The sequence below is a fragment of the Epilithonimonas hungarica genome (genome assembly GCF_900102265.1).
In the GTDB taxonomy this organism is placed as follows: Bacteria; Bacteroidota; Bacteroidia; order Flavobacteriales; family Weeksellaceae; genus Epilithonimonas; species Epilithonimonas hungarica.
In genome coordinates, this window is the sequence record NZ_FNBH01000001.1 from 105,545 (window position 1) to 130,269 (window position 24,725).

Consider the following 24,725-nt stretch of genomic DNA (forward strand, 5'->3'; position numbering starts at 1 on the left):
AGTGTAAGCAAACTAAGTATTTACAAATATAATTTATAAGTAACTAAAAATCAATACTGACAAAAATATTTGCACACCTTTAAAATTAAAAAAATAAACCAATGCACACCCTTTGCATACCTCCTTTGTTTGTTGAAAATTGGATTCTCTTCTATTTTTGTTCAATACTTTTTAAATAAAAAAATCTTATGTACAAAATTAAATCTATTTTTTCCACGATTGTACTTTTGCTGATGTTCATCCATACAAAGGCTCAGTTTTCAGGATCAGGAAACGGAACAGAACAAGAGCCTTACCAGATCTCCAATGCGGCCCAGCTGGATGAGGTCAGAAATTTTCTAGGACAAACGAATAGCGACATCCATTTCATAATGATGAATGACATTGATCTGACATCTTTAATTGCCGAGAAATATCCGGTTTTAGGATGGGAACCAATTGGAAGCTCAGATGACTTGGAGACAAGTGCGTTTTATGGATCCCTTCAAGGTAATGGCTTTACAATCAAAAACCTTTGGATTTCAAGAACCGAAACAGATTATCTCGGACTTTTCGGCGTTACAAAAGATGCCATCGTCAATAATTTGAATATCCAACTTTCAGCCACAGGTATCACAGGCGGAAATTATGTCGGTATTCTTGCAGGACAAAGCGAAGGGGGCAACATCACAAATGTAAAAACATCGGGAACGATTACCGCATTGAGTTATTTAGGCGGGCTTTTAGGAAGCTCAGCAGACAATACGATGATTCAAAATAATTCAGCTGATGTAATAATTAATGCTACAGGAAGCTATATTGGCGGATTGATTGGAGAAAGTGCTTCGCCTGTTACCAATTGTCATTCTTCTGGAGAGGTTAATGTAGACGGAGACTACTCAGGCGGATTAATAGGTAAGACTTCAGCAGGTATTGCAAATTGCAGCTCCACAAGTAACGTTACAAATACGGGAGGTGCTTTTGTGGGAAACTTTATGGGTGGATTGATCGGTGTCAACCAGGCATCTGTTAATAATTCTAACGCATCAGGCGATGTGACGGGAATTAGCACTATTGGTGGGCTGGTAGGAGATTCTTATGCACCTATCAGTAATTCTTACGCAACCGGAAATATTACAGGAAGGATGTGGGTTGGCGGATTAGTTGGTGCTTCGGATTCAGTTGCTAGCTCCTATGCAACGGGGATCGTTTATGCAGATCAAAAGATCGGTGGTGGATTAGTAGGACAATCATACGGTACGATTACAGGTAGCCATGCAAGCGGATTTGTGAGCGGAAGTCAATCACTTGGAGGTTTGGTTGGTGTTATGGGAGGTACTGTTTCCTTTAGTTATGCGACGGGAAATGTGACACAAATTGTTTCCGATAATACTCCAGAAGGAGGATATGTGGACATAGGAGGACTAGCTGGCTCTAGCTTCAGCAATTCTTTTATTGAAAACTGCTTTGCCTCTGGTAATGTAGCAGTGACTGACGATACGGCAATGTACGTTGGAGGTCTAATAGGACTCAGTAATGGTATCTCCAACAGCTATGCTTATGGAACAGTTACTGGTGGATATTCTCTAGTAGGCGGTTTAGCAGGAAGTACATGGGAGCCGATTGTAAACTCTGCAGCTCTTAATCCTTGGATTAAGTCGTCATCGACAGGAAATCTCAATAAAATCCACAGATTGGTTGGTGATGTAGAATTTGAGACAGAAATCATTAATAGTTATGCTCTCGATACTATGTTAGTGAATGACCAAACCATCACCGATGGAACAGAGAATGATTGGTCAGGAGAGAATAGATCTGTTGAAGAATTCCAAAAACAATTAACCTATGGGAATGGATTGAATTGGGATTTTGAGAACATTTGGAAAATTCGTGAAACTCACGGATATCCTTATTTACAATCAAGTGAATATCTTACAAGCATTATCTCTTCTGATATCAATAATAAAACTTGGGGAACTATTTCACCAATTGGAATTGTGGCTGTAAATGACGGCTCATCAAAGACTTTTGAATTCTCTCCAGCCGATGGATACGAGATAGAATCCGTCTTAGTAGATAATGAAAATATTGGAAAGCCAATCAATTATACTTTTCCAAATGTAACGAAAAATCATACGGTTATGGTGATTTTCAAACTAAAACAACTTAGTACAAACGAGATAAAAAACAAAAACATCACTGTTTATCCTAATCCGACTGCAGACTATATCTATGTTTCGGGCAACAAAAAAATTACATCTCTGGAACTTTACAACAGCAATGGACAAAAAGTCTTGAAAACCAGCGAAAGCAAAATGGATTTAGCTCCTGTAACAGCCGGAGTTTATATCTTGAAAATCGTTACTGAAAATGGTGAGATTTCCAGTAGTAAAATCATAAAAAAATAAACTGCATTCAATTCAAATTCAATAGAAAAGCCATCAGAATTCCTGATGGCTTTTCTATATTTTAGATTCTAAAAAATCTTATTTGTTATAAAGTTCTTCCACTTTATCCCAGTTGATCACATCAAAAAACGCAGACACATAATCCGGTCTTCTGTTTTGATAATTCAGGTAGTAAGCATGCTCCCAAACATCCAATCCAAGAATTGGAGTTCCTTTTACGTCAGCAACTGGCATTAACGGGTTATCTTGGTTCGGAGTTGAAGAAATAACCACAGAACCATCAGAATTTTTCACCAACCAGGCCCATCCGGAACCGAATCTTGTCTTAGCTGCGTTAGAGAAATCTTCTTTGAATTTCGCAAAACCACCGATTTTCTCGATTTCAGCTTTTACGTTTCCAACTGGCTCTTTGCTTCCGCCCGGAGTCAGGATTTCCCAAAAAAGAGTGTGGTTAAAATGCCCACCACCGTTATTTCTTACAGCTGGTTTATCTGTTCCTGTCTTTTGGATATCTTCAAGAGATTTCCCTTCTAGTTCCGTTCCTGCAATTGCATTATTAAGATTATCCACATAAGCCTGATGATGCTTGGTGTGGTGGATTTCCATTGTTCTTGCATCAATCGTTGGTTCCAACGCATCATATGCATAACCTAATTTTGGTAATTCGAATGCCATAGTTTCGTATTTATTTGTTGTTAATAAATGATTTGCCCAAAAATACTCAATAATTGTTCCTAAAAACAAGAATCGCACTCATTTTATAAATATTTAACATCGAAATTTTTAATAAATTTTGCCGTAACTTTGACACATTCTAAATAATTAAAACAAAGGATTAATTATTTGGGCAGCTTTATCCGCCTTCCGCTCCCAATCTTTTTTGCAGACGGTTTTCCAGTTCAATAGAACTTGAGTACAAGCAAAAAAGGATTTCCGCTCAAGTCGGGCTGCAACAATTCAACGTTTAATTATTGATTTTAAAGTTTGCAATCATTCTAACTTCTAAAATCTAGCTTCTAACATCTATTATAAAATGTTCGACATCAACAACATAAGGGCACAGTTTCCAATTCTGAATCAGCAGGTTAACGGTAAACCACTAGTTTACCTGGACAACGCCGCAACTTCTCAAAAACCGATTTCAGTCGTAGAAACTTGGGGAAAATATTACGAAACTATCAATGCAAATGTACATCGCGGAATCCACACCTTGAGCCAATTGGCAACAGAAGAAATGGAACTTTCCAGACAGAAAATCCAAAAGTTCATCAACGCCAAACACGACTACGAAGTGATTTTCACCAAAGGTACGACTGAAGGAATCAACCTTGTGGCTTATGCTTTGACGAATCAAATCAAGCCAAACGACGAAATCATTATTTCCTATCTCGAACATCATTCCAACATCGTCCCGTGGCAGATGCTTTGCGAAAGAACTGGCGCAAAACTGAAGGTCATCCCAATGGACGAAAACGGAATTCTCCAAATCGATGTTTTGGATTCCTGGCTGGGCGAAAAAACAAAAGTTGTTTCTGTAAATCAGGTTTCTAACGCTTTGGGAATCATCAATCCCATTGAAGAAATCATTGAAAAAACAAGACGACTTTCCAATGCTTACGTTTTGATAGATGGCGCTCAGTCTGCACCGCATTTCAAAATCGATGTTCAGAAACTGGACTGCGATTTCTTTGTTTTCTCAGGACACAAGATGTACGCACCAATGGGAACAGGAATTCTTTACGGGAAAGAATCTGTGCTGGAAAACCTCCATCCATTCCACGGCGGTGGGGAAATGATTGCAGTTTGCAGTTTCGAGAAAACCACTTACGCAGGCTTACCTTTCAAATTCGAAGCTGGAACGCCTAATGTTGGTGGAAATATTGCTCTTGGTTCAGCAGTTGATTTCATTGAAAATATCGGTCACGACAATCTTCAAAACCACGAAAATGACCTTCTAAATTACGCTCAGAAAAAACTTTTGGAACTTGACGGAATCAAAATCTATGGAGAAAAAGCCAACAGAACAGGTGTGGTTTCTTTCAATTTGGATGGCGTCGGAATCGCTTCTGACACAGGAATGATTCTCGACAAAATGGGAATTGCTGTGAGAACCGGACACCATTGTACACAACCAATTATGGATTTCTTCAATATTGCCGGTACTGTTCGTGCAAGTTTTGCGGTTTACAACACTTTGGGGGAAATCGATGCTTTAGTTGAAGGCGTGAAAAAAGCGCAGAGAATGTTGGTGTAATTTATAAAAAGGTATATTTCTCGCAGATTAAGTTAATTCAGCAGATATACTTCAAGCCAAATCTGCTTCATCTGCAAAATTAGCGAGACTTTAAAAATTAAAACTCTTTTGGATAATTTCTGAAAGAGTTTTTTATTAAACTGACAAATTGTAATGTTTTTTTCCGTGGCATAGCTCTTGTGAAATTATAATTCAACATAGAACCAGATTGATTTTCTAAGAAATATAGAGAGTCAATCTTAATATCAATTAAGATTAATGACATTATGTCATTCAATATACTATGACAGAATTTGAAAATATCAATTTTGAAGAGATTCTTGACGAAGGTCTTGGAATAATTGCTGAAGAAATTAATTTTTCTGACTTCGATACTAAGGAAAGTGATGAATCTCAAAATCTTTTCCCGATTCTTCCCGTAAGAAATATGGTAATGTTCCCGAAAGTTGTGATTCCTATTACAGCCGGAAGAGAAAAATCCAAAAAACTGCTGGAGGAAGCTCAAAGGGAAAATAAATTCATCGGAATCATCAGCCAGAAAAACCCAAATGAGGAAAATCCAACGGAGAAAGACCTTTACGCAATCGGAACTTTGGCGAAGATCATCAAAATCATCAAACTTCCGGAAGGTAATATCACCGCGATAACGAGAGGTGTTCAGAGATTCAAAATCAAAAGAATGGTTTCTCAAGAACCTTATTTCGTGGCTGAAATCACAAAACAAAAAGATTCTCAGCCAAAAGATAAAGAAGAATTTTCTGCATTGATGGACAACATCAAGGATTTGGCAGAAAAAATCATCAATATCGACCCAAATATTCCGAATGCGGCGCAGTTTGCACTTAAAAATATTGACGGACAGGAAGATCTGTTGAATTTTGTTTCAGCCAATGGTAATTATACTTCGGACAAAAAACAAAGACTGCTGGAAGAAAAGACTTTGATCGGACGTGCAAAAACTTTGTATGAATTGATGCACGACGATTTCCGTCATTTGGAATTAAAGAATCAAATCCATCAGAAAACAAGCAAAGACCTTGATAAACAGCAGCGTGAATATTTTCTGAACCAACAGATCAAAACCATTCAGGATGAATTGGGTGGCGGTGCAGAATCTGACGCTGACGAATTCAAGAAAAAAGCTGAAAAAATAAAATGGAGCGCTGAAGTTGAAAATCATTTCCAAAAGGAATTGCAAAGACTTCAACGCCAACATCCAAATTCTCCGGATTATAATGTTCAGAGAAATTATCTGGATTTCTTTACAGATTTGCCTTGGGAAAAATATTCCAAAGACCATTTTGATTTGAAGAAAGCCGAAAAGCTTTTGGATAAAGAACATTTTGGGCTTGAAGATATCAAGAAAAGAATTTTGGAGCACATCGCGGTTCTGAAGTTAAAGAATGATATGAAGTCGCCAATTCTTTGTCTGGTTGGTCCTCCGGGAGTTGGTAAAACTTCACTAGGGAAATCTATTGCAGATGCTTTGGGAAGAAAATATGTCAGAGTTTCTCTTGGCGGATTGCACGACGAAAGCGAAATCCGTGGACATAGAAAAACCTATATCGGTGCGATGGCGGGAAGGATTCTTCAATCCATTAAGAAATCCGGAACATCCAATCCTGTGATTGTTTTGGATGAGATCGATAAAATCGGACAAGGTATTCACGGTGACCCAAGTTCAGCGTTGCTGGAAGTTCTTGACCCTGAACAAAATAGTAATTTCTATGATAATTTCTTGGAAATGGGTTATGACCTTTCCAAAGTGATGTTTATTGCGACAGCCAACTCGCTTTCGTCTGTTCAACGTCCGCTTTTGGATAGAATGGAAATCATCAGCATTGCGGGTTATACTTTGGAAGAAAAGATCGAGATCGCTAAAAGACACCTGATCAAAAAACAACTTCAGGAAAATGGTTTGGATGCAAAATCTCTGAAACTGGGAAATCCTGAATTGAAACATATTATCGATGCTCATACTTCGGAAAGCGGAGTAAGAACATTGGAAAAAAGGATTGCTGGCGTTGCGCGTTGGGTAGCGTTACAATTGGCAATGGAAAACGACTTTGACCCGAAAATCTCTGTTGAAAAAGTGGACGAGATCCTAGGAGTTCCAAGGCCGAAAACTTTGGCGGAAATTACCGATGTTCCAGGTGTTGTAACCGGATTAGCCTGGACAAGTGTCGGGGGTGATATTTTGTTCATCGAAAGTATTCTTTCCAAAGGAAAAGGAGGTTTGACAATGACCGGAAATCTTGGAAACGTGATGAAGGAATCCGCGACAATCGCATTGGAATTCATCAAAGCGCATTACGAAGAATTGGGAATCTCGGAAGAAGATATCGAGAAGAAAAATATCCACGTTCACGTTCCCGAAGGTGCAACTCCTAAAGACGGACCTTCTGCAGGTATCGCAATGTTGACATCAATGGTCTCAAGCTACAAAAATAAAAAAGTGAAATCCCATTTGGCTATGACCGGTGAAATTACTTTAAGAGGAAAAGTACTTCCAGTTGGCGGAATCAAAGAGAAATTATTGGCTGCGACAAGAGCTGGGATCAAGGAAGTGATTCTTTGCGAAGCGAATAGAAAAGATGTGGAAGAGATCAAAAAAGATTATCTGAAAAATCTAAAAGTTAACTATGTCAGTAATATGAGCGAAGTAATTGAAATCGCTTTGAAGTAAGTTTGGACTTAATTTTATAAATATGATCCGTTCGGAATTTTCTGAGCGGATTTTTTTTATTTTCAAATTCAATTCAAAAATTTTATAAATTCGTTAATTATATCGTTTCATATGAAAAAAATTTACTCTGGATTTTTATTTTCTTTGCTTTTTCTGAATTCCATTAATGCTCAGGAAGTTCTTCCAAAAGGTTTGACGCAAGAGGAAAAGCTTCTTCTTCCAAATTATAAGTTTACAGAAACCAAAAGAACACCTGCTCCGACTTCTCCTGTAAGAACATCGGCTCAATGGGAAGAAGTTGAATATCTGGTTATTAGATGGACCACTCAATACCAAAATATTCAAAGGCAGATTGTGCAGGCTGCCGTGAAAGAATGTAAAGTTCTGATTGCCACAACTTCCGAAAATACAGTTCGTACTTATTTGACCAATAATGGCGTTGACTTAACAAATGTCCAATTTCTGAATGCCAATACAAACAGTATCTGGATTCGGGATTATGCTGCGAATACAGTTTATTCTAATGATGTTGGAGAACGTGCATTAGTTGATTGGATTTATAATCGTCCGCGTCCTTTGGATAATACTTTGCCGACAAGTCACGCAGCGTATGTCGGCGTTCCGCTTTATGTGACCGATACTTCTCCGAATGATTTAGTAAACACTGGCGGAAATTTTATGTCAGACGGAATGGGAAATGCTTTTGCATCGAAATTGATTCTTGATGAAAATAAAACCGGAAATTCTTACGGCGTAAGTGCAAAAACCGAAGAACAGGTCGATAAAATTCTCAAAGATTATATGGGAGTCTCCTCTTATCGCAAGATGACTGTTTTGCCTTACGACGAAATTCACCACATTGATATGCATATGAAATTGTTGGATGAAGAAACAATTCTTGTCAGCCAATATCCGGAAGGCGTTGCAGATGGACCTCAAATCAAACAGAATATCGATTATATCAAAAATACATTCAAAACACCTTTTGGAAATGATTATGACATCAAATGGATCCCGGTTCCGGCAAGTACAACAGGAGCTTATCCAAATACGGGAGGTGCATACAGAACTTACACCAATGCGGTAATCATCAACAAAACTATTTTGGTTCCAACGTATCGCCCGGAAGTGGATGAACCTGCGCTTGCCATCTATAGACAATTGATGCCTGGTTACAAAGTTGTGGGAATAGATGTTGATAATTCCGGAGAGGATTTGATAAGTTTAAGTGGTGCCATTCATTGTATTACACATACGATTGGTGTGGCTGACCCGCTTTGGATCACTCATTCTAAAATTAAAAATGTCAATAGTTCAACTGTTCCAGTGGAAGCTCAGATCAAACATAACTCAGGAATTGCCCAGGCGAAAGTTTTTTGGAGAGAATCCGGTGACATCGGTTTTCAGGAAACTAGCATGACCAATTCTGTGGAAAGTAAATGGACGGCCAATCTCTCTCTTCCTTCAACATCGAAGAAAATCGAATATTACATCTGGGCTCAGGCGAATTCCGGAAAATCGATAACGAGACCGATTGTTGCGCCGGATGGTTATTGGACATTTGATGTCGCTCAGCTTTCTGTAGAAGATTTGAACAGTAAAAATATCGAAGGTCCTTTCCCAAATCCCGCCAATAATAAAGTTTCATTCAATTTAAAAAATGTCTCCGGAGATATCCATGTTTCTATTCATAACATCATTGGGCAAAAACTTTCTGAACAAAAAATAAATAACAATGATGGAACTATTTCCCTTGACCTGAATCCAAAATGGAGTGGCGTTCTTTTGATAACTTTGGAAGGAAAATTTGGAAAAGTGACAAAGAAATTGATCAAGAGATCAGATTTGAATTAGAAAAACAATTAATTTAGAATAATTTTTAAAAACTTCACAATTATGAAATACGTTAAATTTATCCTTTGTCTGCTTTTCGGATTGATGTTTATCAATGCCGGATTGGACAAGTTCCTGCATTATATGCCAATGCCGGAAATGAAACCTGAGCAAATGAAATTGTTCGCTGCTTTTGGTGAAATCGTTTGGCTGATGCCTTTAATCGGTGCTGTTGAGTTGATTGGAGGTCTTTTATTCATCATTCCAAAAACAAGAGCGCTGGGAGCTATTGTTATTCTTCCGGTCATGGTTGGAATTGTTCTTCACAACTTTACTTTGTTCCCAACAAACGAGGGTAGAATCATCGCTGTGATTCTTTTATTGATCAATCTTTGGGTATTGATTGACAATCGAGAAAAATACAAAGCTTTGTTAAGCTAAAAATGAAAGGGAAGATCGATCTTCCCTTTTTTTATTACAATTTTTCAATCGCTTTTACAATTTGGTTCGGGTCAACAACCATTGCCTGCAAATGTTCTCCGGAATATTCCAGGAATTGTTTTGGTTCTGGCGCATTATTATAAATCACTTGTCCTTGTTCAAAAGGAACTGTTGAGTCATCTTTGCTGTAAATGAATAATTTTGGAAGACCTGCTAATGATTTTACATCCTCTTTTGCAGAGTAAGGAGAAACAATAGATTTTTCTATGAATTCTTTATATTCTGGTTTGAAATGAATGGCAATATCTGTAAAAGATGACATTCCGCCGTCCAAAATCAATCCTGAAATTTTTACTTGATTATCTTTAGCCAAATGTGTAGCGATTTGAGAACCCAAAGATGCTCCATAAAGATAAATTTTAGTATTGTTGATGTCTTTCCTTGTCAATAGATAATTGAACATTTTTTGACCATCTTCCGCCACATTCTGGTGTGTTGGTTTTCCTGTTGATTTTCCGTAACCTCTCACATCTACCATTACCACCAGGAATCCATCTTCTACCAAAGGTTTTGTGATGTATTGGTAGGTAGAGATATTTCCGCCGGCGCCGTGAAAAAAGACAATTGTTTTCTTGATGGATTTTGATTCCGGCTTCAGAACGACTGCTGTGATGGTGTCATTTTCTACAGGCAGACTTACATTTTCGATGTTTTTGAATTCCAAAGGTTTCATTTCTCTTTTTGGCTGATAGAATTTATCGTCCATTTGAGCTTTAGAAAAAAATGATAATAAAATTAAGAATAGAGAGAAGAATACTGATGTTTTCATTGTTTTAAATTTATTTGATGGTTCAAAAGTAGAGCGCATGAACATCAAAAAGAAAATTATCCGACCGAACTGGTGAAAAATCCGACTGAACTGTAGAATTCCCGGATAAACAAAAAGAGACTTAATAATAAGTCTCTTTATAATTTATAAAATTTGAATTTTTAATCTCTGAGTCTGGCAATGACATCCAAGCCGCCTTTTGTCTTATCTCCGATTTTGCAAAGGATTTCCGTATCAAGCGGCAAGAAAACGTCCATTCTTGATCCGAACTTGATGAATCCAAACTCGTGGCCTGCTTTTGCATTATCCTCGATATTACAATAGAAAACAATTCTTCTTGCTACATAGCCAGCAATCTGGCGGAAAACCACCTGATGATTGGTCAAGCTGTTTACTGCAACTGTTGTTCTCTCGTTTTCGGTAGAAGATTTCTCGTGCCAGGCAACCAGATATTTTCCCGGATGGTATTTTTTATAGATTACCTCTCCGCTTACCGGATAACGGCATATGTGAACGTTCAAAGGAGACATAAAAATAGAAACCTGAATACAATTCGCCTTTAAAACCTCATCTTCGAAGACTTCTTTTATCATTACCACTTTTCCGTCAACAGGTGCGATCACATTTTCTGTATGGTCAAGGATCGCCCTTGTCGGAACCCGGAAAAACCAGAAGATCAATCCCAACATTACCAATAATGGAATTAGAATGATCAATGACCATAATTGCAAATAATAAATGGATATGGTTCCGATAAATGCAATGAACAAGATTGCTACGATCAGTGTTCCTTTCGATTCTTTATGTAGTTTCATAAGTCGTTTCTAAAATAGTTTTTCTAAAATAGTTTTTCTAAAATAAAATATAGGTAAATAACTGGCGCACAAATGATAAAGCTATCCAATCTGTCCAAAATTCCGCCGTGGCCAGGAATGATATTCCCGCTGTCCTTCACTGCAAAACTACGCTTTAACTGACTTTCTACCAAATCGCCCAAAGGTGCAAAAATGGAAGTAAGTAACCCGACGATCATCCAGTTTCCTCTTAGTTCGGGAAAATATTTCTCTACGAAAAAACCTAAAATCAATGTCAAAATAACACCACCAGCAAATCCTTCCCAAGTTTTTTTAGGAGAGATCTTTGGTGCCATCTTATGTTTCCCGAAGAACTTACCCGTAAGATATGCGAAAGTATCGCTGCCCCAGATCAAAACAAAAAGCATAAATACTTCTAATGTAAATGGTTTATCCGGATGAAGTGTACTGAATTTTGGCAAGCCTAAAGCGAATCCAAAGGGTAATGCCAGATAAATGACCGTGAAGATCAGTTTGCCATTTTCGAAATAAAGTTCTCTGGAATATTTGAAAAGTGTAATGACTGCGATGGGGATCAATGCAAATGACAATATCTCACTGAAATTAACATCGAAGAAAAAACCGTGATAAAAGAATCGCTTACTGAATCGATAATAGATAATTGCTGCTATTGGAAAAACCAGCCATTTGTAGATGCTGTTATCAAATTTCATGATCTTGATACACTCATAAAGTCCTACAACAAGGAAGAATGTTATCAATCCATAAAAAAGGTATTGCTGTTTTAAATCTGGAATAATATTTCCGAACAAATATTCACCAAACGGTGTTGTACATATTGCTATTACGAAAACATAAATTAGTCCCGAAATGGTCCGTTGAATTAAATTTTTATCCAAAACTGAAGTTTAATCTTCCAACAAAAGTAAGAAAAGTTTGGTATTATCCTTATTAGGAGTGTCCAATTTGGATTGGCTTCCGCTGATAGAAGTTAGATTCTTAAGATTTCCTGCACGTTTCACCTTCATCATTGCCTCGTTCAAATTATGTGTGATCTGAGATACGTTTGCCATGATGATGATCTTGCTTGGCAATCTAGAAGAGTGATAATGTAAAATATTATTGTGTGAGAGCATGATCCTGCCATCAAAAGCGATCAGGTATTCACAAGTGATGAAAGCGGCATCATTATCCTCTGTCAATTCTGGGGAATATGGTGTTTTGGTGACATCCAAAAAATTCTTCAAGTCCTGATCCCAACAGAACACATTGCTAATTTGCTCTATTTTGATGATTTGATTCAGGGTTTGTAAAGCTTCGGATTCGTCGGCGCAGTAATTAAAGAACCCTCCGGAATGCGTAAAAAGTTGCGCAAATTTATAGTCCAAATCGGCATCACGAAGTTGGTCGGCTAGTTTTGTCACATCCGGTTCCTCCTCTTCGGGCTGATTCATTATCTTGTTAACGAGTTTTTTGAACAGACTCAATTTTTCTGCAATTTTTTATTAATTATTACAAATGTAAAGAATTATTATAATACTCTAAAAACCAAAACTTTGTTTTATAAAAAAAATCCTAATTTAATTAGGATTTTCTTATTTGTAAATAATTTTATAATATCTTAACTTTCTGTATTTAAGACGTTTCCTGCATCCGCTGGATTATCAATACTTGACAAAGGTTTTTCCGTCAATTCTGGGTCCCAAGCTCTTTTTCCAAAGATTTCTTCTAGGTCTTCACGGAAAATCACCTCTTTTTCCAATAATTTCTGGGAAAGAGCATCCAGCTTATCTCTATTTTCTGTAAGAATTGTTATTGCTCTTTGATATTGAGTTTCTACCAATTTAGAGATCTCTTCGTCAATCAGCTTTGCAGTTTGTTCGGAATAAGGCTTCCCAAAGCTATATTCTGATTGTCCAGAGCTGTCATAATAAGAGATATTACCCACTTTATCATTCAGTCCGTAGATCGTGACCATCGCCTGAGCTTGTTTTGTCACTCTTTCCAGATCAGATAAAGCCCCGGTTGATATGTTGCCAAAAGTTACCTGTTCAGCAGCTCTACCCCCTAATGTGGCACAAATCTCGTCCAGCATTTGTTCTGTGGTAGTCAATTGTCTTTCTTCTGGAAGATACCAAGCCGCACCAAGAGAACGTCCTCTAGGGACAATAGTTACTTTCAAAAGCGGGGCAGCGTGTTCCACCAACCAGGAAATAGTTGCATGACCAGCTTCGTGAAAAGCAACTCTTCTTTTTTCTGATGGTTTGATCGCTTTATTTTTCTTTTCAAGACCACCGATGATTCTGTCAACTGCATCCAGAAAATCTTGTTTGTTCACAGATTCGTGAGAGTTTCTTGCAGCAATCAGCGCGGCTTCGTTACAAACATTTGCAATATCTGCCCCGCTGAACCCAGGGGTTTGCTTTGCTAAGAATTCTCTATCAATAGAATTGTCTAATTTGATTTTCTTCAAATGAACATCGAAGATCTGTTGTCTCTCATGGAGCTCCGGAAGATCGACATAGATCGACCTGTCGAAACGACCAGCCCTCATCAAGGCCTTATCAAGAATATCAGCCCTGTTTGTCGCAGCCATTACAATAACATTGGTGTCTGTCCCGAAACCATCCATTTCTGTAAGTAGCTGATTAAGTGTATTCTCGCGTTCGTCATTTCCTCCTTGGAAACCGCCTTTTCCTCTTGCTCTACCAATAGCATCGATCTCATCGATGAAAATAATGGCTGGAGATTTTGTTTTGGCCTGAGCGAAAAGATCTCTTACCCTGGATGCACCAACTCCAACGAACATTTCTACAAAATCTGAACCTGAAAGTGAGAAAAAAGGAACTTTGGCCTCACCTGCAACAGCTTTCGCTAACAAGGTTTTACCAGTTCCCGGAGGCCCTACCAAAAGAACACCTTTTGGGATTTTTCCACCCAGCTTTGTGTATTTTTCAGAATTCTTCAGGAAATCTACAACTTCCTGAACCTCTTCTTTTGCTCCTTCCAATCCAGCTACATCTTTGAAAGTAACCTGGATCTTATCTTTATCATCGAATAATTTTGCCCTGGATTTTCCAATGCTGAAAATCTGCCCGCCAGGACCGCCAGCACCTCCGCCCATCTTTCTGAAAATAAAGAAATAAAGCAATGCGAAAAGACCTCCCCAAAGTGCCAATGTAAATAACAACTCCGAGAAACCGCTTTGACTTTTGCCAAATTCCATTCTTGCCTGGGTAGGAAGCTTGGAATTAATATTCTCAAATCTTTCCTGAAAATATCTAAGGTCTCCGTAGGTCAATACAAAATCTGGGCTCGGCTTGATATTGATCACAGAAAGAGGATCACTTTTTTTATCATCTTTCTTCAACTCTGCCTTTGCAGTTTTTGTAAGATAAACATCAGCTTTGAAGTTGTCTCTATAGACCATTACTTCACCCACTTTACCTTTTTCTACAAGTGTATAAAATTCTTTTTCATCAATGTTTTTTACCATAGAATCTCCCAGCAGGCCTGGAAGAAATATGAGTAAAATAAGTCCCAACAAAACGGGTATGAACCAGTTGAATCCTTTGTTATTCATTCTTGTTTTTTAATTAATTGATAATGCCAAAAAATATATTTTTTAGCTTTCTATTTTTGTGATCTTTGCATCTCCCCAAAGTTCCTCGATGTCATAATACTCACGGATCTCTTTTTGGAAAATATGGACCACCACAGAAACATAATCTACCAAAACCCACATAGAGTTCTCTGTGCCCTCTACATGCCAAGGTCTTTCCTGTAAATCGTTTCTAACTTTTTTTTCTATGTTGCCGGATATTGCAGAAACCTGTGTGTTAGAATTTCCACTGCAGATAATAAATGTTTCTGCCGCCGCATTTTCTATGTTTGATAAATCGAAGACCAAAACGTCCTCACCTTTTGTATCTTGAATTGCTTCTACGATCTTGTCGACCAATAATTGTTTTTCTGTAATTTTACCCATTCAAAAAATTGTCTAATTTGCAAATTTATTGATTTTAATCTATTTATCTTTTGTTTTCTTACCTAATAATCTCTTAAAGTTTTCACAAATGAGTCACCTTATACATCTAAAAGAATGCTTTTCCACCAATGACGAAATTTCAAGTCTTTTATATGATGACGAATCAACTGCTGTTTTTACCTTTAATCAAATCAAAGGTCGTGGACAATATGGAAATATTTGGAAAGTAATGCCAAATGAAAACCTTGCATATTCACTTGCCATCAAAACATCTAAAGTCAATATCTCTGATATTTCTCTCAATTATTATACCGCTATCATCGTCAGGGATTTTCTTGACAATCTGACAAAAGAGACCACTAAGATCAAATGGCCCAACGATATTATTCTCAATGGAAAAAAAGTTTGTGGAATCCTCATCGAAAAAAAGAAAATTAATAATGATGAGTTTTACATCATCGGGATTGGTATTAATGTTCTCCAAACAGACTTCACAAATCTTCCGAAAGCGGGTTCGATCTACTCTGTGACGGGAATTAATATTAATTTACTGAAGTTTGTTGAAAAGTTTCATCAAAATATTATTGCGAGATTGAACCAAGTTTTGCCAGAAGAAAGTATTTTGACCGAATATAATTCTAATCTCTTTAGAAAAGAAGAGATCACTGTTTTTCAAAAAAATGAACTGCGCCAACATGGCATAATTAAAAATGCTGACAAAAGTGGCTTTCTCTGGATCGATCTGGAGGATGAAGGTTTACAAAAGTTCTTTCACAAAGAGATCGAGATATTGTATTGAGGTGTTCTGATAATGGAATATTTTGAAAATCAGATTTATAACTCGAGTTTGATTTGAAAGAAAATGCCTGATTGAAACGTTAGATCTTGTTGTTGATATAATTATCGGTTGCATTCGCTTTTGGGGTAATTACAGCGGGATTTCCAATGGCCAACGAATTATCCGGAACGTCCATGTTGACATAAGCGTTGGGTGCGATCAGCACATTGTTCCCAATTGTGATATTTCCTACGATCACAGCATTCGGTCCGATCCAGACCTCGTTTCCGATCACAGGCACTCCTTCGTTTTTCCCACGGTTGGCCTGGGCAATAGTCACCCCCTGGGCAATATTACAGTTCTTCCCGATCTTTGTTTTTGGATTGATAACTAATTGTCCCCAATGACCAAGATAGAATCCTTCCCCGATCTGAGTTTCCGGATAGATCTGAAAACCATATTTGATCTGATAATGGCGAAGAACAAGCTTATAAAATATACCTATGATCGGCTTTTGGTAATGTTTTTGGGTTTTTCTGAAGAGATAGATATAATGCAGATTTGGACTAAAGCACTTTTTCAATATCTGAAAATGTGACAAATATTTGCCACTTTCCCTGTAAAAATCTTTTTGAATAATAGAATAACCCATTGGATAAAATTACAAATTATCAATGATTTCCATGATCTTGTCAACAGAATTTTTCAGATTGAAGGGCATTTCGTAGTTCTGTAAGTTACTTTGATAAGATTGGAAGAGTTCAGGATTTGTTAAGGCCTTTTTCATCCCCTCATAGATTCCTTTTTCAGAATTCTCTGTGATTGTTCCTAGTTTTCCACTTTCCAGCATTTCTTTTACACCGGATACATCGGTCGCAATAATGTTCTTTTTGAGTGTGATGGCTTCGAAGAGAACGGTTGGAAAACCTTCGTAACGGGAACTGAGGATATAAAAATCAGCTTTTTTGAAGTAAGGGTAGGGATTGTCTGTAAAACCGAGCATGATCGCTGTTTCATCAACACCTAATTCGGTTTTGAGTTTTTTTACATTCTCGAAATCATAACCATCACCTATGATCAACACGTTATGCTGCAAACCTTCGTCCAAGAGTCTTTTGTGGATTGTCAGAAGCCTGTCAAACCCCTTTTGAGGAAAAACGGTCCCTACAGAAACGAAAGTTGGAAAAGTATTGTCAAACTCGTAGTTGATTACGGGTTTTTCTGATTTTGTAAGAATCTCTTCGGTATCAAGAGGATTATAAATTCTTACAATTTTTGATTTTTCCCTTTCGTCTTTTGCCAGGGATAAAAATGTTTCCTGGATCTTTTCCGAAATCACCATTACCTTATCGTAATTGAAAAATCTACGGATTTTTTCAGGGGTATAGCCACTCACTTGAGTCAGGTCGTTGTGGATCCACATTAGTTTTTTTGAAGACCTCAAAGGACTGTTGAGAATCTCATCCATAAAACCGTGAATTGCTGCAAACTCAATATCGTATTGTTTTTTTTTGAGTTTTCTTCGGTAAAGAATTTTTGGATATTTCTTCAAAAGTTGCTGATAAACAACGCGGTATATTTTTTTTGGCAGGTCTTTTGGGCGATTTGTAGTAATCATTTCGCCTCGGTTCAGATACATTATATTTACCCAATCAGGAACTTCTAAGAGATATTTTCCAGAATAAAGATTGAGTAGAAGATCAATTTCGTATTTGTCTTTTGGGAGATTTTTAAGAAGGGTCACCAGAACTTTTTCTGCGCCGCCATGACGAAGAGAGCCAATTCTGATGAGTATTTTCTTTTTCAATGATGATAATTAAAATTCTAAAACTCCAGCAGCCCAAGAATAACCAACTCCAAAACCAACTACCATTACTTTGAAACTTTCTTGTATGATATTTTTTTGCATTGCTAATTTAAGAGCAATCGGGATACTTGCAGAAACCGTGTTCCCGATATCTTTCATGTCCAAAAAGAATTTTTCTTCCGGGATCTTACATAGATCTCTCAGATAATTTAGCATATAAGAACTTGCCTGATGAAAAACAAATAAATCGATGTCCTCCATTTTTAAGAGATTCTTATCAAGCGTTTCCTTGATAACTGCAGGGATGTTTTCCAGAGCGAAAGTGAAGATTTTTGGGCCTTTCATAAAAAGTTTAGGTTTATCTAGAATATTTCTAGCACCTCCGTTTTCTACTATCAGGTTACTAAATCCGCTTCCGTCTGTCCCTACAGAAAACTGGAAATCCTGCTTACTTTCATCTTTTTCTACAACCGTTACAGCAGCGCCATCTCCAAAAATAGTTCTGTTGGATTTATCATTTTTATCCAGAAATTTGGTATATGTTTCTGCTGTAACAAGCAAAATGTTTTTTGCTATTCCTGTAGCAATCAGTCCTTTTGCAAGTGTTAGCCCATATACAAAACCAGAACATCCAAGATTGAAATCCAAAGCTCCAATAGATTTTGAAAGACCTAATTTATCCTGCAGGATGCAAGCCGTTGTTGGTAAAAAATAATCAGGACTTTGGGTACAAAATAGAATAAAGTCTATTTTGTTCTTATCATAATTTTCAAAAAGTTTTAGGGATGCCTCATACGCCAGATCAAGGGCCGTCTCAGATGTCTTGGCAATATGTCTGGATTCTACTCCAATTTTTGCTTTGATTTTTTCAGCACTCCATTCCGGAAACTCTTTGGAAATATCTTCGTTTGTTAATATATTTTCTGGCAAATAGTATTCTATTGCAGCAATATTGATCATATAATTTTCTCAGTAGATTTTTGCAAAGATAAGAAACTCTAGATCCATTTTTGTGTGGAAATAAATATTATTCTTAGAATAACATTTTTGAAAAAGGATAAACAATCTTAGAAATTAATCTTAATGGTTTGGAATCCAGTTCATTAATGGTCTTTTTATAGGGTCTGCCATCTAATTTTGAAAACTTCAAATAACCACCAAGATTCCTCAATAGGGTTTTAGGATGAAGAGCAAATTTCTGATGATATGTATTAAGGAAAGCCTTATAATTCTCCGCCAGACCAAAGGCATTTTTCTCGTCATAAAATTGATTGGCAAGAGAAAGCTCATCATTTTTATCTCGAAAATAAATTCTGCATACTTTATTGATGCAGTAATGGAGACCAAGTTTATCAAATTGATACTGGAAAACGCCTTCCGGAATGAACCCTTTTCCTGCAAGATCTTCAAAATTCAGTTTCATTTTCTTGTAGATCTCAGTTTTGCCCATTCCCCATTTATCGCCTTTCACCTTATAAACGTATCGCATATCAAAAATGCTGCAGACCAGTGGTTCTTTGGGGAATTTGTCACCAACCAAATTTCCAAACTGATCTTCACAGAGACTTGATACGAAAACGATGTTTTGACTTTCAGAAATGTTTTTCCATGTATTCACAAGTATTTCTATTGAATCTTCTGGTAAAGCATCATCAGAATCCAAAGGAGAGAAATATTTACCCTCCGCAAGATCTATTCCTCTGAAAAAGGTCAAAAACTTATGTTGATTTTCTTGATTATAATAACGTATTTTGAAATCCGACAACTTTTGAAAATCTGAAATAACCTCTTTTGTATTATCTGTAGAGCCATCATCTATCACAATCCATTCAAAATCCTTGAAGGTCTGCTTTTGTAGCGAGTCGAACACACGCGGCAGAGTATGTGCCCGATTGTAAGATGGGGTAAGTATGGTGACGGTTGGCCTGTTCATTACTTTAGCTGATACTGGTTGACGAAAACTTCTGTAACTGCATCATAAATTTTTTGATTGTCAAATTTTTCTATCGCCTTTTTTGTCTTTTCTCTAATATTTTCTGTGAGCTCATGATTTTTAAGGAACAATTTCATCCCTTCATAAATGGAATCCTCATCCGGATCTACAAGGTAGCCATCTATTTTGTGGTCTATCATTTCTGGAATACCACCTACATTTGTGCTGATGATAGGAATCTCTAATCCCATTACCTCGCCTATGGTAAGAGGGTAAGATTCTGACTCAGAAGGCAGGACGAAGTAATCCGAATTTTTTATATAAGGATAGGGATTTATCTGAGTGTCGAGTAACAAAAAAGTTTTTTCTACATCCAACTCTTTTGCCTGCTTCTTGAGATTGAGCATCTCCCCACCACCACCAATTACTGCGATAGAGTGTACGTATCCTTCGTCCATAAGTTTTTTGTGGATCTTCATCAGCGTATGATAATTCTTACGGCTATGCAATCTTCCCATAGACGAGAATACGGGACGAACATTATAATCAACAGGGAATTCTCCTGATTTTACCTGAACTTCTTTTATCTTGATAGCATTATAAATGACAGAACTTTTAGGATATTCTATATTGTATAGATCTTTTATGACTTCTCTCGTTTGTCGGGATCCAAATATCGTCCAATCAAATCTCTTCAAACTATTGATTCTATGTAAGACCCTTTTCTGATTTGGGTCATAGCTTACATCTGTATGGAACCAACCAATTTTTCTAGAATCAGCGGGGCTGTCCAGAACAGAATCAAAGTCGGAATAACCAGGAGCGACCTCTATATCAAATTTTTTTTTCAAATAGTTTTTGTATAAGGCTTTTGGAAACTTTCGGTAATACCACAAAATAGCTCCTCTTTTAAGTAATTGGAAGTTTCTGATCATCGAATTGCTGCTCATATCCTCTCTTCCTTTCTGGATAGATATAAGTTCAACGTCCCTAGGGACCTCTGTCCTTAGCTCGCCCTGATAAATGCTGAGTAACAATGTGATATCGAAAATGTCTCTCGGGAGGTTTTCCAATAGATCGAGCAGAACCTTCTCTACTCCTCCCATTTCCATTGATCTGTGGCGAAAAAGTAATTTTATCTTTTGATGCATTTGTGTTTTTTTAATAAAAAACTATTTCAGCCACAAATATAGGTATAGTTTATGTAATTCTTTTGTATTTTAGCAGCTCAAAACATGATTGTATGAATAAAATATCTGAGATTGCCTCTACATTTTTTGCCTATTTGAAGAGGCCTGACCTTTACCCTGAATTAAGAAGGAAAATATGGAAGAATATTTTTAATCGTTCTTCCGGATTAAGAGGCAAAGAAGAAGCTGAAAAATGGTGCGGATCCTTAGCAATATCAGAGAAAGATTTCATAGAAAAAGTACTTAATACCAGTTTTATTCCTTTTGAAAAAATATTTCCTCAAGAATTTGCCTCCGCTTTGCAAGCTCAGGCAAAGGCGCCTGTTAAAATGGGAGGAGCTGGGTCTTTGAGCGTTATCTATTATATTAATGAGTATGTCTCTGCACAAAGATCGATAGAAACCGGAGTAGCCTATGGTTGGTCATCTTTCGCAGCTTTGGCATCTCTTGTTCATAGAAATGGAACTCTTTATAGCTCTGATATGCCTTACATCTTGCAGAATCAGAGTGAAGATTTTGTAGGATGTGTGATCCCTGCCAAATATAGAAGTAATTGGGACCTTTATCGCTTCGCTGATAAAGAATCTCTTCCAAAAATATTCAACAAGACAGACTCGTTTGACGTAGTACATTATGATAGTGATAAAACCTATGATGGTAGAATTTGGGCCTATAATCTGTTATGGAACAAATTAAGGAAAGGTGGGATATTCATGAGTGATGATATTGGTGATAATGCCGCTTTCAAAGATTTTTGTGAAAAGAATAATTTCAATCCGTACATTATAGAATTTGATGGCAAATACGCCGGAATTATTATAAAAGATTAAAAAAAAGAGCTGTGAAAGTGATTCGCAGCTCTTTTTATTTTATGACCCTATAGAAATTTTCTTAAGATTTTTGTCAAGAGATTATTTTGTTTCGATTTCAAGAATAGAGGAAGGTTTTCTATTTCTTCTATTTTCTTTCCATAGAGGCTATTGATGTTTCTTCTTTTTATAGCATTCAAAATGACATGATGCCAATTCTGAGCGAGCTTTTCCTTTTTAGATGATTCCTGAGAGACACCTTTCTCATGTAAGCGATAATAATATAGAGACTCTTTTACGAATTTGAAATTCCCCACTTCATAAAGCTTAAGATAAAGGTCCTGATCGACAGCAGATGAGAGATTCTGATCTATGCCCAAAGTGTTTTTATAAGCAGATCTCTTGAAAGTGAAAAAGTGATTGGCTTCCAGAAAAATGTTGAAAAATTTTTTATCACCATTCTTTATAGACCTTGAATGTTGAAATAATCTGAGGGGCTTCAGTTCGTTATCACAAATATAGAATTGAGAATATGTGACAACATTATCTTCTCCATGGTTTTTTATACTGATCTCCAAGGCGTTGTTTGACAAAGCATCATCTGGATCTACAAAACCACAGATTTCCCCTTCTGCCAGGTCGATACATCTTTTTTTTGTGAATCCGACTCCCATGTTTTCATCATTACGGAATAGTCGAAATCGGGAGTCATCCTTCGTTAGTTCTCTTATTTTTTCAAAAGAGTCATCGGTAGAGTGGTCATCCACAAGGATTACTTCAAAATTTTGGTAAGTCTGTTCTACTATACTTTTGTAGCAATCTAAAAAGTAATTGTAATTTTTGTAATGGGCAATTAAAATGGAAAAGGTCATATTCTCGGGATTAGTTTTTTCAATGAAAATTTCAACATCTCTTTTAGTCCTCCATATTTTCTATATAATTGGAATAAGGGCTTCTGAGTTTTTGTTTTATTCGTTTTATAAAAAGTATAGACCTTGAGGAACTTCAGATTTTGATAATTTTTAAAGGCATAACCGTATTCCTTGATTATATCAAAATAGAACAACTCCATTGCATCTGTTTTATATTGATTTACATCTTGTCTCCAAGTCAGTTGTTGAGAACTTTTTCTAATACATACATGTGCCTCATTTATCCCTAGAACATTTCCATTATTAGTGAAATCCATGTACATCATCATAGGAACGCGCCAAGCAAGCGGATATTTTCGAAATTTTTTCTCGTTGTAGATTTTTCTGGCAAAAACATTTTCAGAAATGGAAATGAATCTTTCCTTGATCTCGTCTTCCCAAACATAGTCTCTTGCAGAGTGTAAAAACGGCTGTTCAAGATCGACCAATAGTTCATTTTTTTCTGAAACACGTCGCATTTTGAAGCGAAGCAATGTTGTTCCTTCTTTTTTTGCTGTTGCTAGGTTTTTATAGAAAGCTTCTACGAGATTTGTACTTAAATAATCGTCATCTGCAAGAACCATCAGCCATTCTTCGTCTTTGGAAAGACCGATGCATCGTTCCCATTGTTCTGATAGTTTTCCTTTTCCTCCAAGGTTTTCATCAAATCTTTTATAATAGAAATTATTTTGAATGTTATATTTTTCTATTAGATTTTCCGGGTTGTCGGGGCTTGCATCGCTCCCAATATAGACATTGAAATTTTGATTCGTTTGGTCAGCAAGACTTTTAAGGGTGTCTTCAAAAAAATCTATTTTGTAGAAAGGAATAATGATAGCAAGCTTATGTTCTGTCATTTTCTAAAATAGTATTTGATATTCTTTTTAAAGAATCATAATATAGATTTTTTTGTTGGGAAGTCTTCTCAGCTATTTTTTGAGAGAGGTTTTCTTCCTGCATGCAAAAATGTGCTTTTTCTAAAAAGGCGTCTATGTTTTGAACTTCTTGTAGGTTTTCAGCACCCCAACAGTCCAAATAGTGAACTATTTTTAACTGCTTTTTATTTAGTGCTATGTAAGGAAGGCGATAGCTCATAGCGGTAATTATTCCATGTAAACTATTTCCTATATATAGTTGAGAATATGCGATCAATCCCATTATTATCTCAATAGATATGTTCTCTATCAAGATAGAGTGATCTTTCAGTTTTTGATGAATTACTTCCAGGGGGACGTGGTCTTCATGTCCTTTGGCAGTTCCTATCGGACAGAGTATGATCTTTGCATTGTGCATTTCTGACAATGTTTTGAGCTGTTGGGCGATCTCTTCTAACTTGTTATCATTTTTATACCTTGATATTTGAAAAAAAATATATTTCTCTTTAAAGATCTCTTTTATATTAGAAGGGATTCTGCTGTTGGTCAAAAAGTTTTCTTTTGGATAGACCTCATCCATGATGATAGCACAATCTGGAACCAGAAATATATCATCTCTTTGGATATTATCCATGATGTATTGTGATGACCTTTTCTCTCTAAAAGATAAGTAATTCCCTGTTTCGAGAATATCCAATTTATTTTTTGCAAGACCGTTGCCTCCACCAACCGAGTTGTAGATAACTTTTATATCTTTATCAAAATCGGGTTTGTTGATCAAATAGGGATTGTCCGAAGTGCCACCCAATAATTTTTTAACCCATATGTTTTTTTTGAAAAAGGTAGGAACTTTCGGGTGACGGAAAATTTTGAAATATAGGGGACTTATGAAAGAATACAATCCATTCCAGTTTGCACTAAGACATTCTCCTCCAGCAACAATCACTGTATTTATATTATTATTGTTTATATCCTTTTTCAAGCGTCTATATGATAAGGTCTTGAAGCCTCCTTTTGCAGAAAAGTCAGCTTCCACCAAAGAATATTTTTTAAAATCGAATTTATCTGGACTTACTTTGCTCAGTCCATGCTCAAGCATTATGGCAAAGAGAAGGTCTCCATAATTAAATCTGTCATGTGGACCAAATAATGCTATTTTTTTTTTCATTGTGTTTTGATTTATAAATTC

The 24,725-nt window shown here is 36.7% G+C and carries 22 protein-coding genes; 7 read left to right on the plus strand and 15 right to left on the minus strand.

Annotated features, from left to right (window positions below):
- Positions 1 to 188 precede the first annotated feature (188 nt).
- Positions 189 to 2,387 carry a T9SS type A sorting domain-containing protein gene (locus BLT30_RS18425; protein WP_089870489.1) on the plus strand — a complete coding sequence of 733 codons (2,199 nt, stop codon included), beginning with the start codon at positions 189 to 191 and terminating at the stop codon, positions 2,385 to 2,387.
- A 78-nt stretch (positions 2,388 to 2,465) separates the two neighbouring features.
- Here BLT30_RS18425 and BLT30_RS00515 read toward each other — a convergent pair whose 3' ends face one another.
- Positions 2,466 to 3,062, minus strand: a complete 597-nt coding sequence (locus BLT30_RS00515; RefSeq protein ID WP_089872814.1) for a superoxide dismutase — start codon at positions 3,060 to 3,062, stop codon at positions 2,466 to 2,468.
- A 358-nt stretch (positions 3,063 to 3,420) separates the two neighbouring features.
- Here BLT30_RS00515 and BLT30_RS00520 point away from each other — a divergent pair, with 358 nt between their 5' ends.
- The 4 genes from BLT30_RS00520 to BLT30_RS00535 all read left to right on the plus strand — a co-directional run bounded on the left by BLT30_RS00520 (position 3,421) and on the right by BLT30_RS00535 (position 9,601).
- A complete protein-coding gene (locus BLT30_RS00520) occupies positions 3,421 to 4,641 on the plus strand; it encodes an aminotransferase class V-fold PLP-dependent enzyme (protein WP_089870491.1) in 1,221 nt (406 codons plus the stop codon).
- 283 nt (positions 4,642 to 4,924) lie between these two features.
- Positions 4,925 to 7,327, plus strand: coding sequence for an endopeptidase La (gene lon / locus BLT30_RS00525; RefSeq protein ID WP_089870493.1), 2,403 nt, complete (start codon positions 4,925 to 4,927; stop codon positions 7,325 to 7,327).
- A gap of 111 nt (positions 7,328 to 7,438) precedes the next feature.
- Positions 7,439 to 9,181 (plus strand): agmatine deiminase family protein, encoded by a 1,743-nt coding sequence (locus tag BLT30_RS00530; RefSeq protein ID WP_089870496.1) that lies wholly within the window; start codon positions 7,439 to 7,441, stop codon positions 9,179 to 9,181.
- A gap of 42 nt (positions 9,182 to 9,223) precedes the next feature.
- The gene (locus tag BLT30_RS00535) at positions 9,224 to 9,601 is read left to right on the plus strand and encodes a DoxX family protein (protein ID WP_089870498.1); all 378 of its coding nucleotides are present in this window, start codon (positions 9,224 to 9,226) and stop codon (positions 9,599 to 9,601) included.
- 34 nt (positions 9,602 to 9,635) lie between these two features.
- Here the strand turns inward: BLT30_RS00535 and BLT30_RS00540 are convergent, their stop codons facing one another.
- From BLT30_RS00540 to rsfS, 6 genes are all read right to left on the minus strand, one after another.
- Positions 9,636 to 10,430 (minus strand): alpha/beta hydrolase, encoded by a 795-nt coding sequence (locus tag BLT30_RS00540; protein ID WP_089870500.1) that lies wholly within the window; start codon positions 10,428 to 10,430, stop codon positions 9,636 to 9,638.
- 161 nt (positions 10,431 to 10,591) lie between these two features.
- The gene (locus BLT30_RS00545; protein WP_089870502.1) at positions 10,592 to 11,245 is read right to left on the minus strand and encodes a phosphatidylserine decarboxylase family protein; all 654 of its coding nucleotides are present in this window, start codon (positions 11,243 to 11,245) and stop codon (positions 10,592 to 10,594) included.
- A gap of 23 nt (positions 11,246 to 11,268) precedes the next feature.
- Positions 11,269 to 12,144, minus strand: a complete 876-nt coding sequence (locus tag BLT30_RS00550; RefSeq protein ID WP_089870503.1) for a phosphatidate cytidylyltransferase — start codon at positions 12,142 to 12,144, stop codon at positions 11,269 to 11,271.
- 9 nt (positions 12,145 to 12,153) lie between these two features.
- Entirely contained in the window at positions 12,154 to 12,732 is a 579-nt protein-coding gene (locus tag BLT30_RS00555) for an LUD domain-containing protein (protein ID WP_027382763.1), read from the minus strand.
- 134 nt (positions 12,733 to 12,866) lie between these two features.
- A complete protein-coding gene (gene ftsH, locus BLT30_RS00560) occupies positions 12,867 to 14,828 on the minus strand; it encodes an ATP-dependent zinc metalloprotease FtsH (protein WP_089870505.1) in 1,962 nt (653 codons plus the stop codon).
- A gap of 42 nt (positions 14,829 to 14,870) precedes the next feature.
- Positions 14,871 to 15,233 (minus strand): ribosome silencing factor, encoded by a 363-nt coding sequence (gene rsfS, locus BLT30_RS00565; protein ID WP_027382762.1) that lies wholly within the window; start codon positions 15,231 to 15,233, stop codon positions 14,871 to 14,873.
- Positions 15,234 to 15,321: 88 nt separating this feature from the next.
- Here rsfS and BLT30_RS00570 point away from each other — a divergent pair, with 88 nt between their 5' ends.
- Entirely contained in the window at positions 15,322 to 16,032 is a 711-nt protein-coding gene (locus tag BLT30_RS00570) for a biotin--[acetyl-CoA-carboxylase] ligase (protein ID WP_089870507.1), read from the plus strand.
- A 79-nt stretch (positions 16,033 to 16,111) separates the two neighbouring features.
- Here BLT30_RS00570 and BLT30_RS00575 read toward each other — a convergent pair whose 3' ends face one another.
- The 5 genes from BLT30_RS00575 to BLT30_RS00595 all read right to left on the minus strand — a co-directional run bounded on the left by BLT30_RS00575 (position 16,112) and on the right by BLT30_RS00595 (position 20,902).
- On the minus strand, positions 16,112 to 16,663 hold the full coding sequence (locus BLT30_RS00575) for a serine O-acetyltransferase (RefSeq protein WP_089870509.1): 552 nt from the start codon (positions 16,661 to 16,663) through the stop codon (positions 16,112 to 16,114).
- Positions 16,664 to 16,672: 9 nt separating this feature from the next.
- A complete protein-coding gene (locus tag BLT30_RS00580) occupies positions 16,673 to 17,818 on the minus strand; it encodes a glycosyltransferase (RefSeq protein ID WP_089870511.1) in 1,146 nt (381 codons plus the stop codon).
- Between the two features lie 9 nt (positions 17,819 to 17,827).
- The gene (locus tag BLT30_RS00585) at positions 17,828 to 18,778 is read right to left on the minus strand and encodes a 3-oxoacyl-ACP synthase III family protein (RefSeq protein ID WP_089870512.1); all 951 of its coding nucleotides are present in this window, start codon (positions 18,776 to 18,778) and stop codon (positions 17,828 to 17,830) included.
- A gap of 73 nt (positions 18,779 to 18,851) precedes the next feature.
- Positions 18,852 to 19,751, minus strand: a complete 900-nt coding sequence (locus tag BLT30_RS00590; protein WP_089870515.1) for a glycosyltransferase family A protein — start codon at positions 19,749 to 19,751, stop codon at positions 18,852 to 18,854.
- The gene (locus tag BLT30_RS00595) at positions 19,751 to 20,902 is read right to left on the minus strand and encodes a glycosyltransferase (RefSeq protein WP_245707084.1); all 1,152 of its coding nucleotides are present in this window, start codon (positions 20,900 to 20,902) and stop codon (positions 19,751 to 19,753) included. The genes BLT30_RS00590 and BLT30_RS00595 overlap by 1 nt, the downstream gene beginning before the upstream one ends.
- 92 nt (positions 20,903 to 20,994) lie before the next feature.
- On the opposite strand from BLT30_RS00595, the gene BLT30_RS00600 reads away from it, so the two are divergent.
- Entirely contained in the window at positions 20,995 to 21,771 is a 777-nt protein-coding gene (locus tag BLT30_RS00600) for a class I SAM-dependent methyltransferase (protein ID WP_089870518.1), read from the plus strand.
- A 47-nt stretch (positions 21,772 to 21,818) separates the two neighbouring features.
- Here the strand turns inward: BLT30_RS00600 and BLT30_RS00605 are convergent, their stop codons facing one another.
- The 3 genes from BLT30_RS00605 to BLT30_RS00615 are packed head-to-tail and all read right to left on the minus strand — an operon-like array spanning position 21,819 to position 24,704.
- The gene (locus BLT30_RS00605) at positions 21,819 to 22,622 is read right to left on the minus strand and encodes a glycosyltransferase family 2 protein (RefSeq protein WP_089870521.1); all 804 of its coding nucleotides are present in this window, start codon (positions 22,620 to 22,622) and stop codon (positions 21,819 to 21,821) included.
- A complete protein-coding gene (locus BLT30_RS00610; protein ID WP_089870523.1) occupies positions 22,619 to 23,518 on the minus strand; it encodes a glycosyltransferase family A protein in 900 nt (299 codons plus the stop codon). Before BLT30_RS00610 ends, BLT30_RS00605 begins: the two co-directional genes overlap by 4 nt.
- Complete coding sequence (locus tag BLT30_RS00615; protein WP_089870525.1) at positions 23,505 to 24,704, minus strand: polysaccharide pyruvyl transferase family protein; 1,200 nt, start codon at positions 24,702 to 24,704, stop codon at positions 23,505 to 23,507. Before BLT30_RS00615 ends, BLT30_RS00610 begins: the two co-directional genes overlap by 14 nt.
- Positions 24,705 to 24,725: the final 21 nt, after the last annotated feature.

Bases quoted from the DNA above. Each gene is read 5' to 3' on its own strand.
- BLT30_RS00605 (WP_089870521.1), bottom strand. From the start codon at position 22,622: ATGACCTTTTCCATTTTAATTGCCCATTACAAAAATTACAATTACTTT.
- BLT30_RS00590 (WP_089870515.1), bottom strand. From the start codon at position 19,751: ATGAACAGGCCAACCGTCACCATACTTACCCCATCTTACAATCGGGCA.
- BLT30_RS00575 (WP_089870509.1), bottom strand. From the start codon at position 16,663: ATGGGTTATTCTATTATTCAAAAAGATTTTTACAGGGAAAGTGGCAAA.
- BLT30_RS00615 (WP_089870525.1), bottom strand. From the start codon at position 24,704: ATGAAAAAAAAAATAGCATTATTTGGTCCACATGACAGATTTAATTAT.
- BLT30_RS00600 (WP_089870518.1), top strand. From the start codon at position 20,995: ATGAATAAAATATCTGAGATTGCCTCTACATTTTTTGCCTATTTGAAG.
- BLT30_RS00535 (WP_089870498.1), top strand. From the start codon at position 9,224: ATGAAATACGTTAAATTTATCCTTTGTCTGCTTTTCGGATTGATGTTT.
- BLT30_RS00570 (WP_089870507.1), top strand. From the start codon at position 15,322: ATGAGTCACCTTATACATCTAAAAGAATGCTTTTCCACCAATGACGAA.
- BLT30_RS00545 (WP_089870502.1), bottom strand. From the start codon at position 11,245: ATGAAACTACATAAAGAATCGAAAGGAACACTGATCGTAGCAATCTTG.
- BLT30_RS00530 (WP_089870496.1), top strand. From the start codon at position 7,439: ATGAAAAAAATTTACTCTGGATTTTTATTTTCTTTGCTTTTTCTGAAT.
- BLT30_RS00520 (WP_089870491.1), top strand. From the start codon at position 3,421: ATGTTCGACATCAACAACATAAGGGCACAGTTTCCAATTCTGAATCAG.
- BLT30_RS00515 (WP_089872814.1), bottom strand. From the start codon at position 3,062: ATGGCATTCGAATTACCAAAATTAGGTTATGCATATGATGCGTTGGAA.
- BLT30_RS00610 (WP_089870523.1), bottom strand. From the start codon at position 23,518: ATGACAGAACATAAGCTTGCTATCATTATTCCTTTCTACAAAATAGAT.
- BLT30_RS00540 (WP_089870500.1), bottom strand. From the start codon at position 10,430: ATGAAAACATCAGTATTCTTCTCTCTATTCTTAATTTTATTATCATTT.
- ftsH (WP_089870505.1), bottom strand. From the start codon at position 14,828: ATGAATAACAAAGGATTCAACTGGTTCATACCCGTTTTGTTGGGACTT.
- BLT30_RS00585 (WP_089870512.1), bottom strand. From the start codon at position 18,778: ATGATCAATATTGCTGCAATAGAATACTATTTGCCAGAAAATATATTA.
- rsfS (WP_027382762.1), bottom strand. From the start codon at position 15,233: ATGGGTAAAATTACAGAAAAACAATTATTGGTCGACAAGATCGTAGAA.
- BLT30_RS18425 (WP_089870489.1), top strand. From the start codon at position 189: ATGTACAAAATTAAATCTATTTTTTCCACGATTGTACTTTTGCTGATG.
- lon (WP_089870493.1), top strand. From the start codon at position 4,925: ATGACAGAATTTGAAAATATCAATTTTGAAGAGATTCTTGACGAAGGT.
- BLT30_RS00595 (WP_245707084.1), bottom strand. From the start codon at position 20,902: ATGCATCAAAAGATAAAATTACTTTTTCGCCACAGATCAATGGAAATG.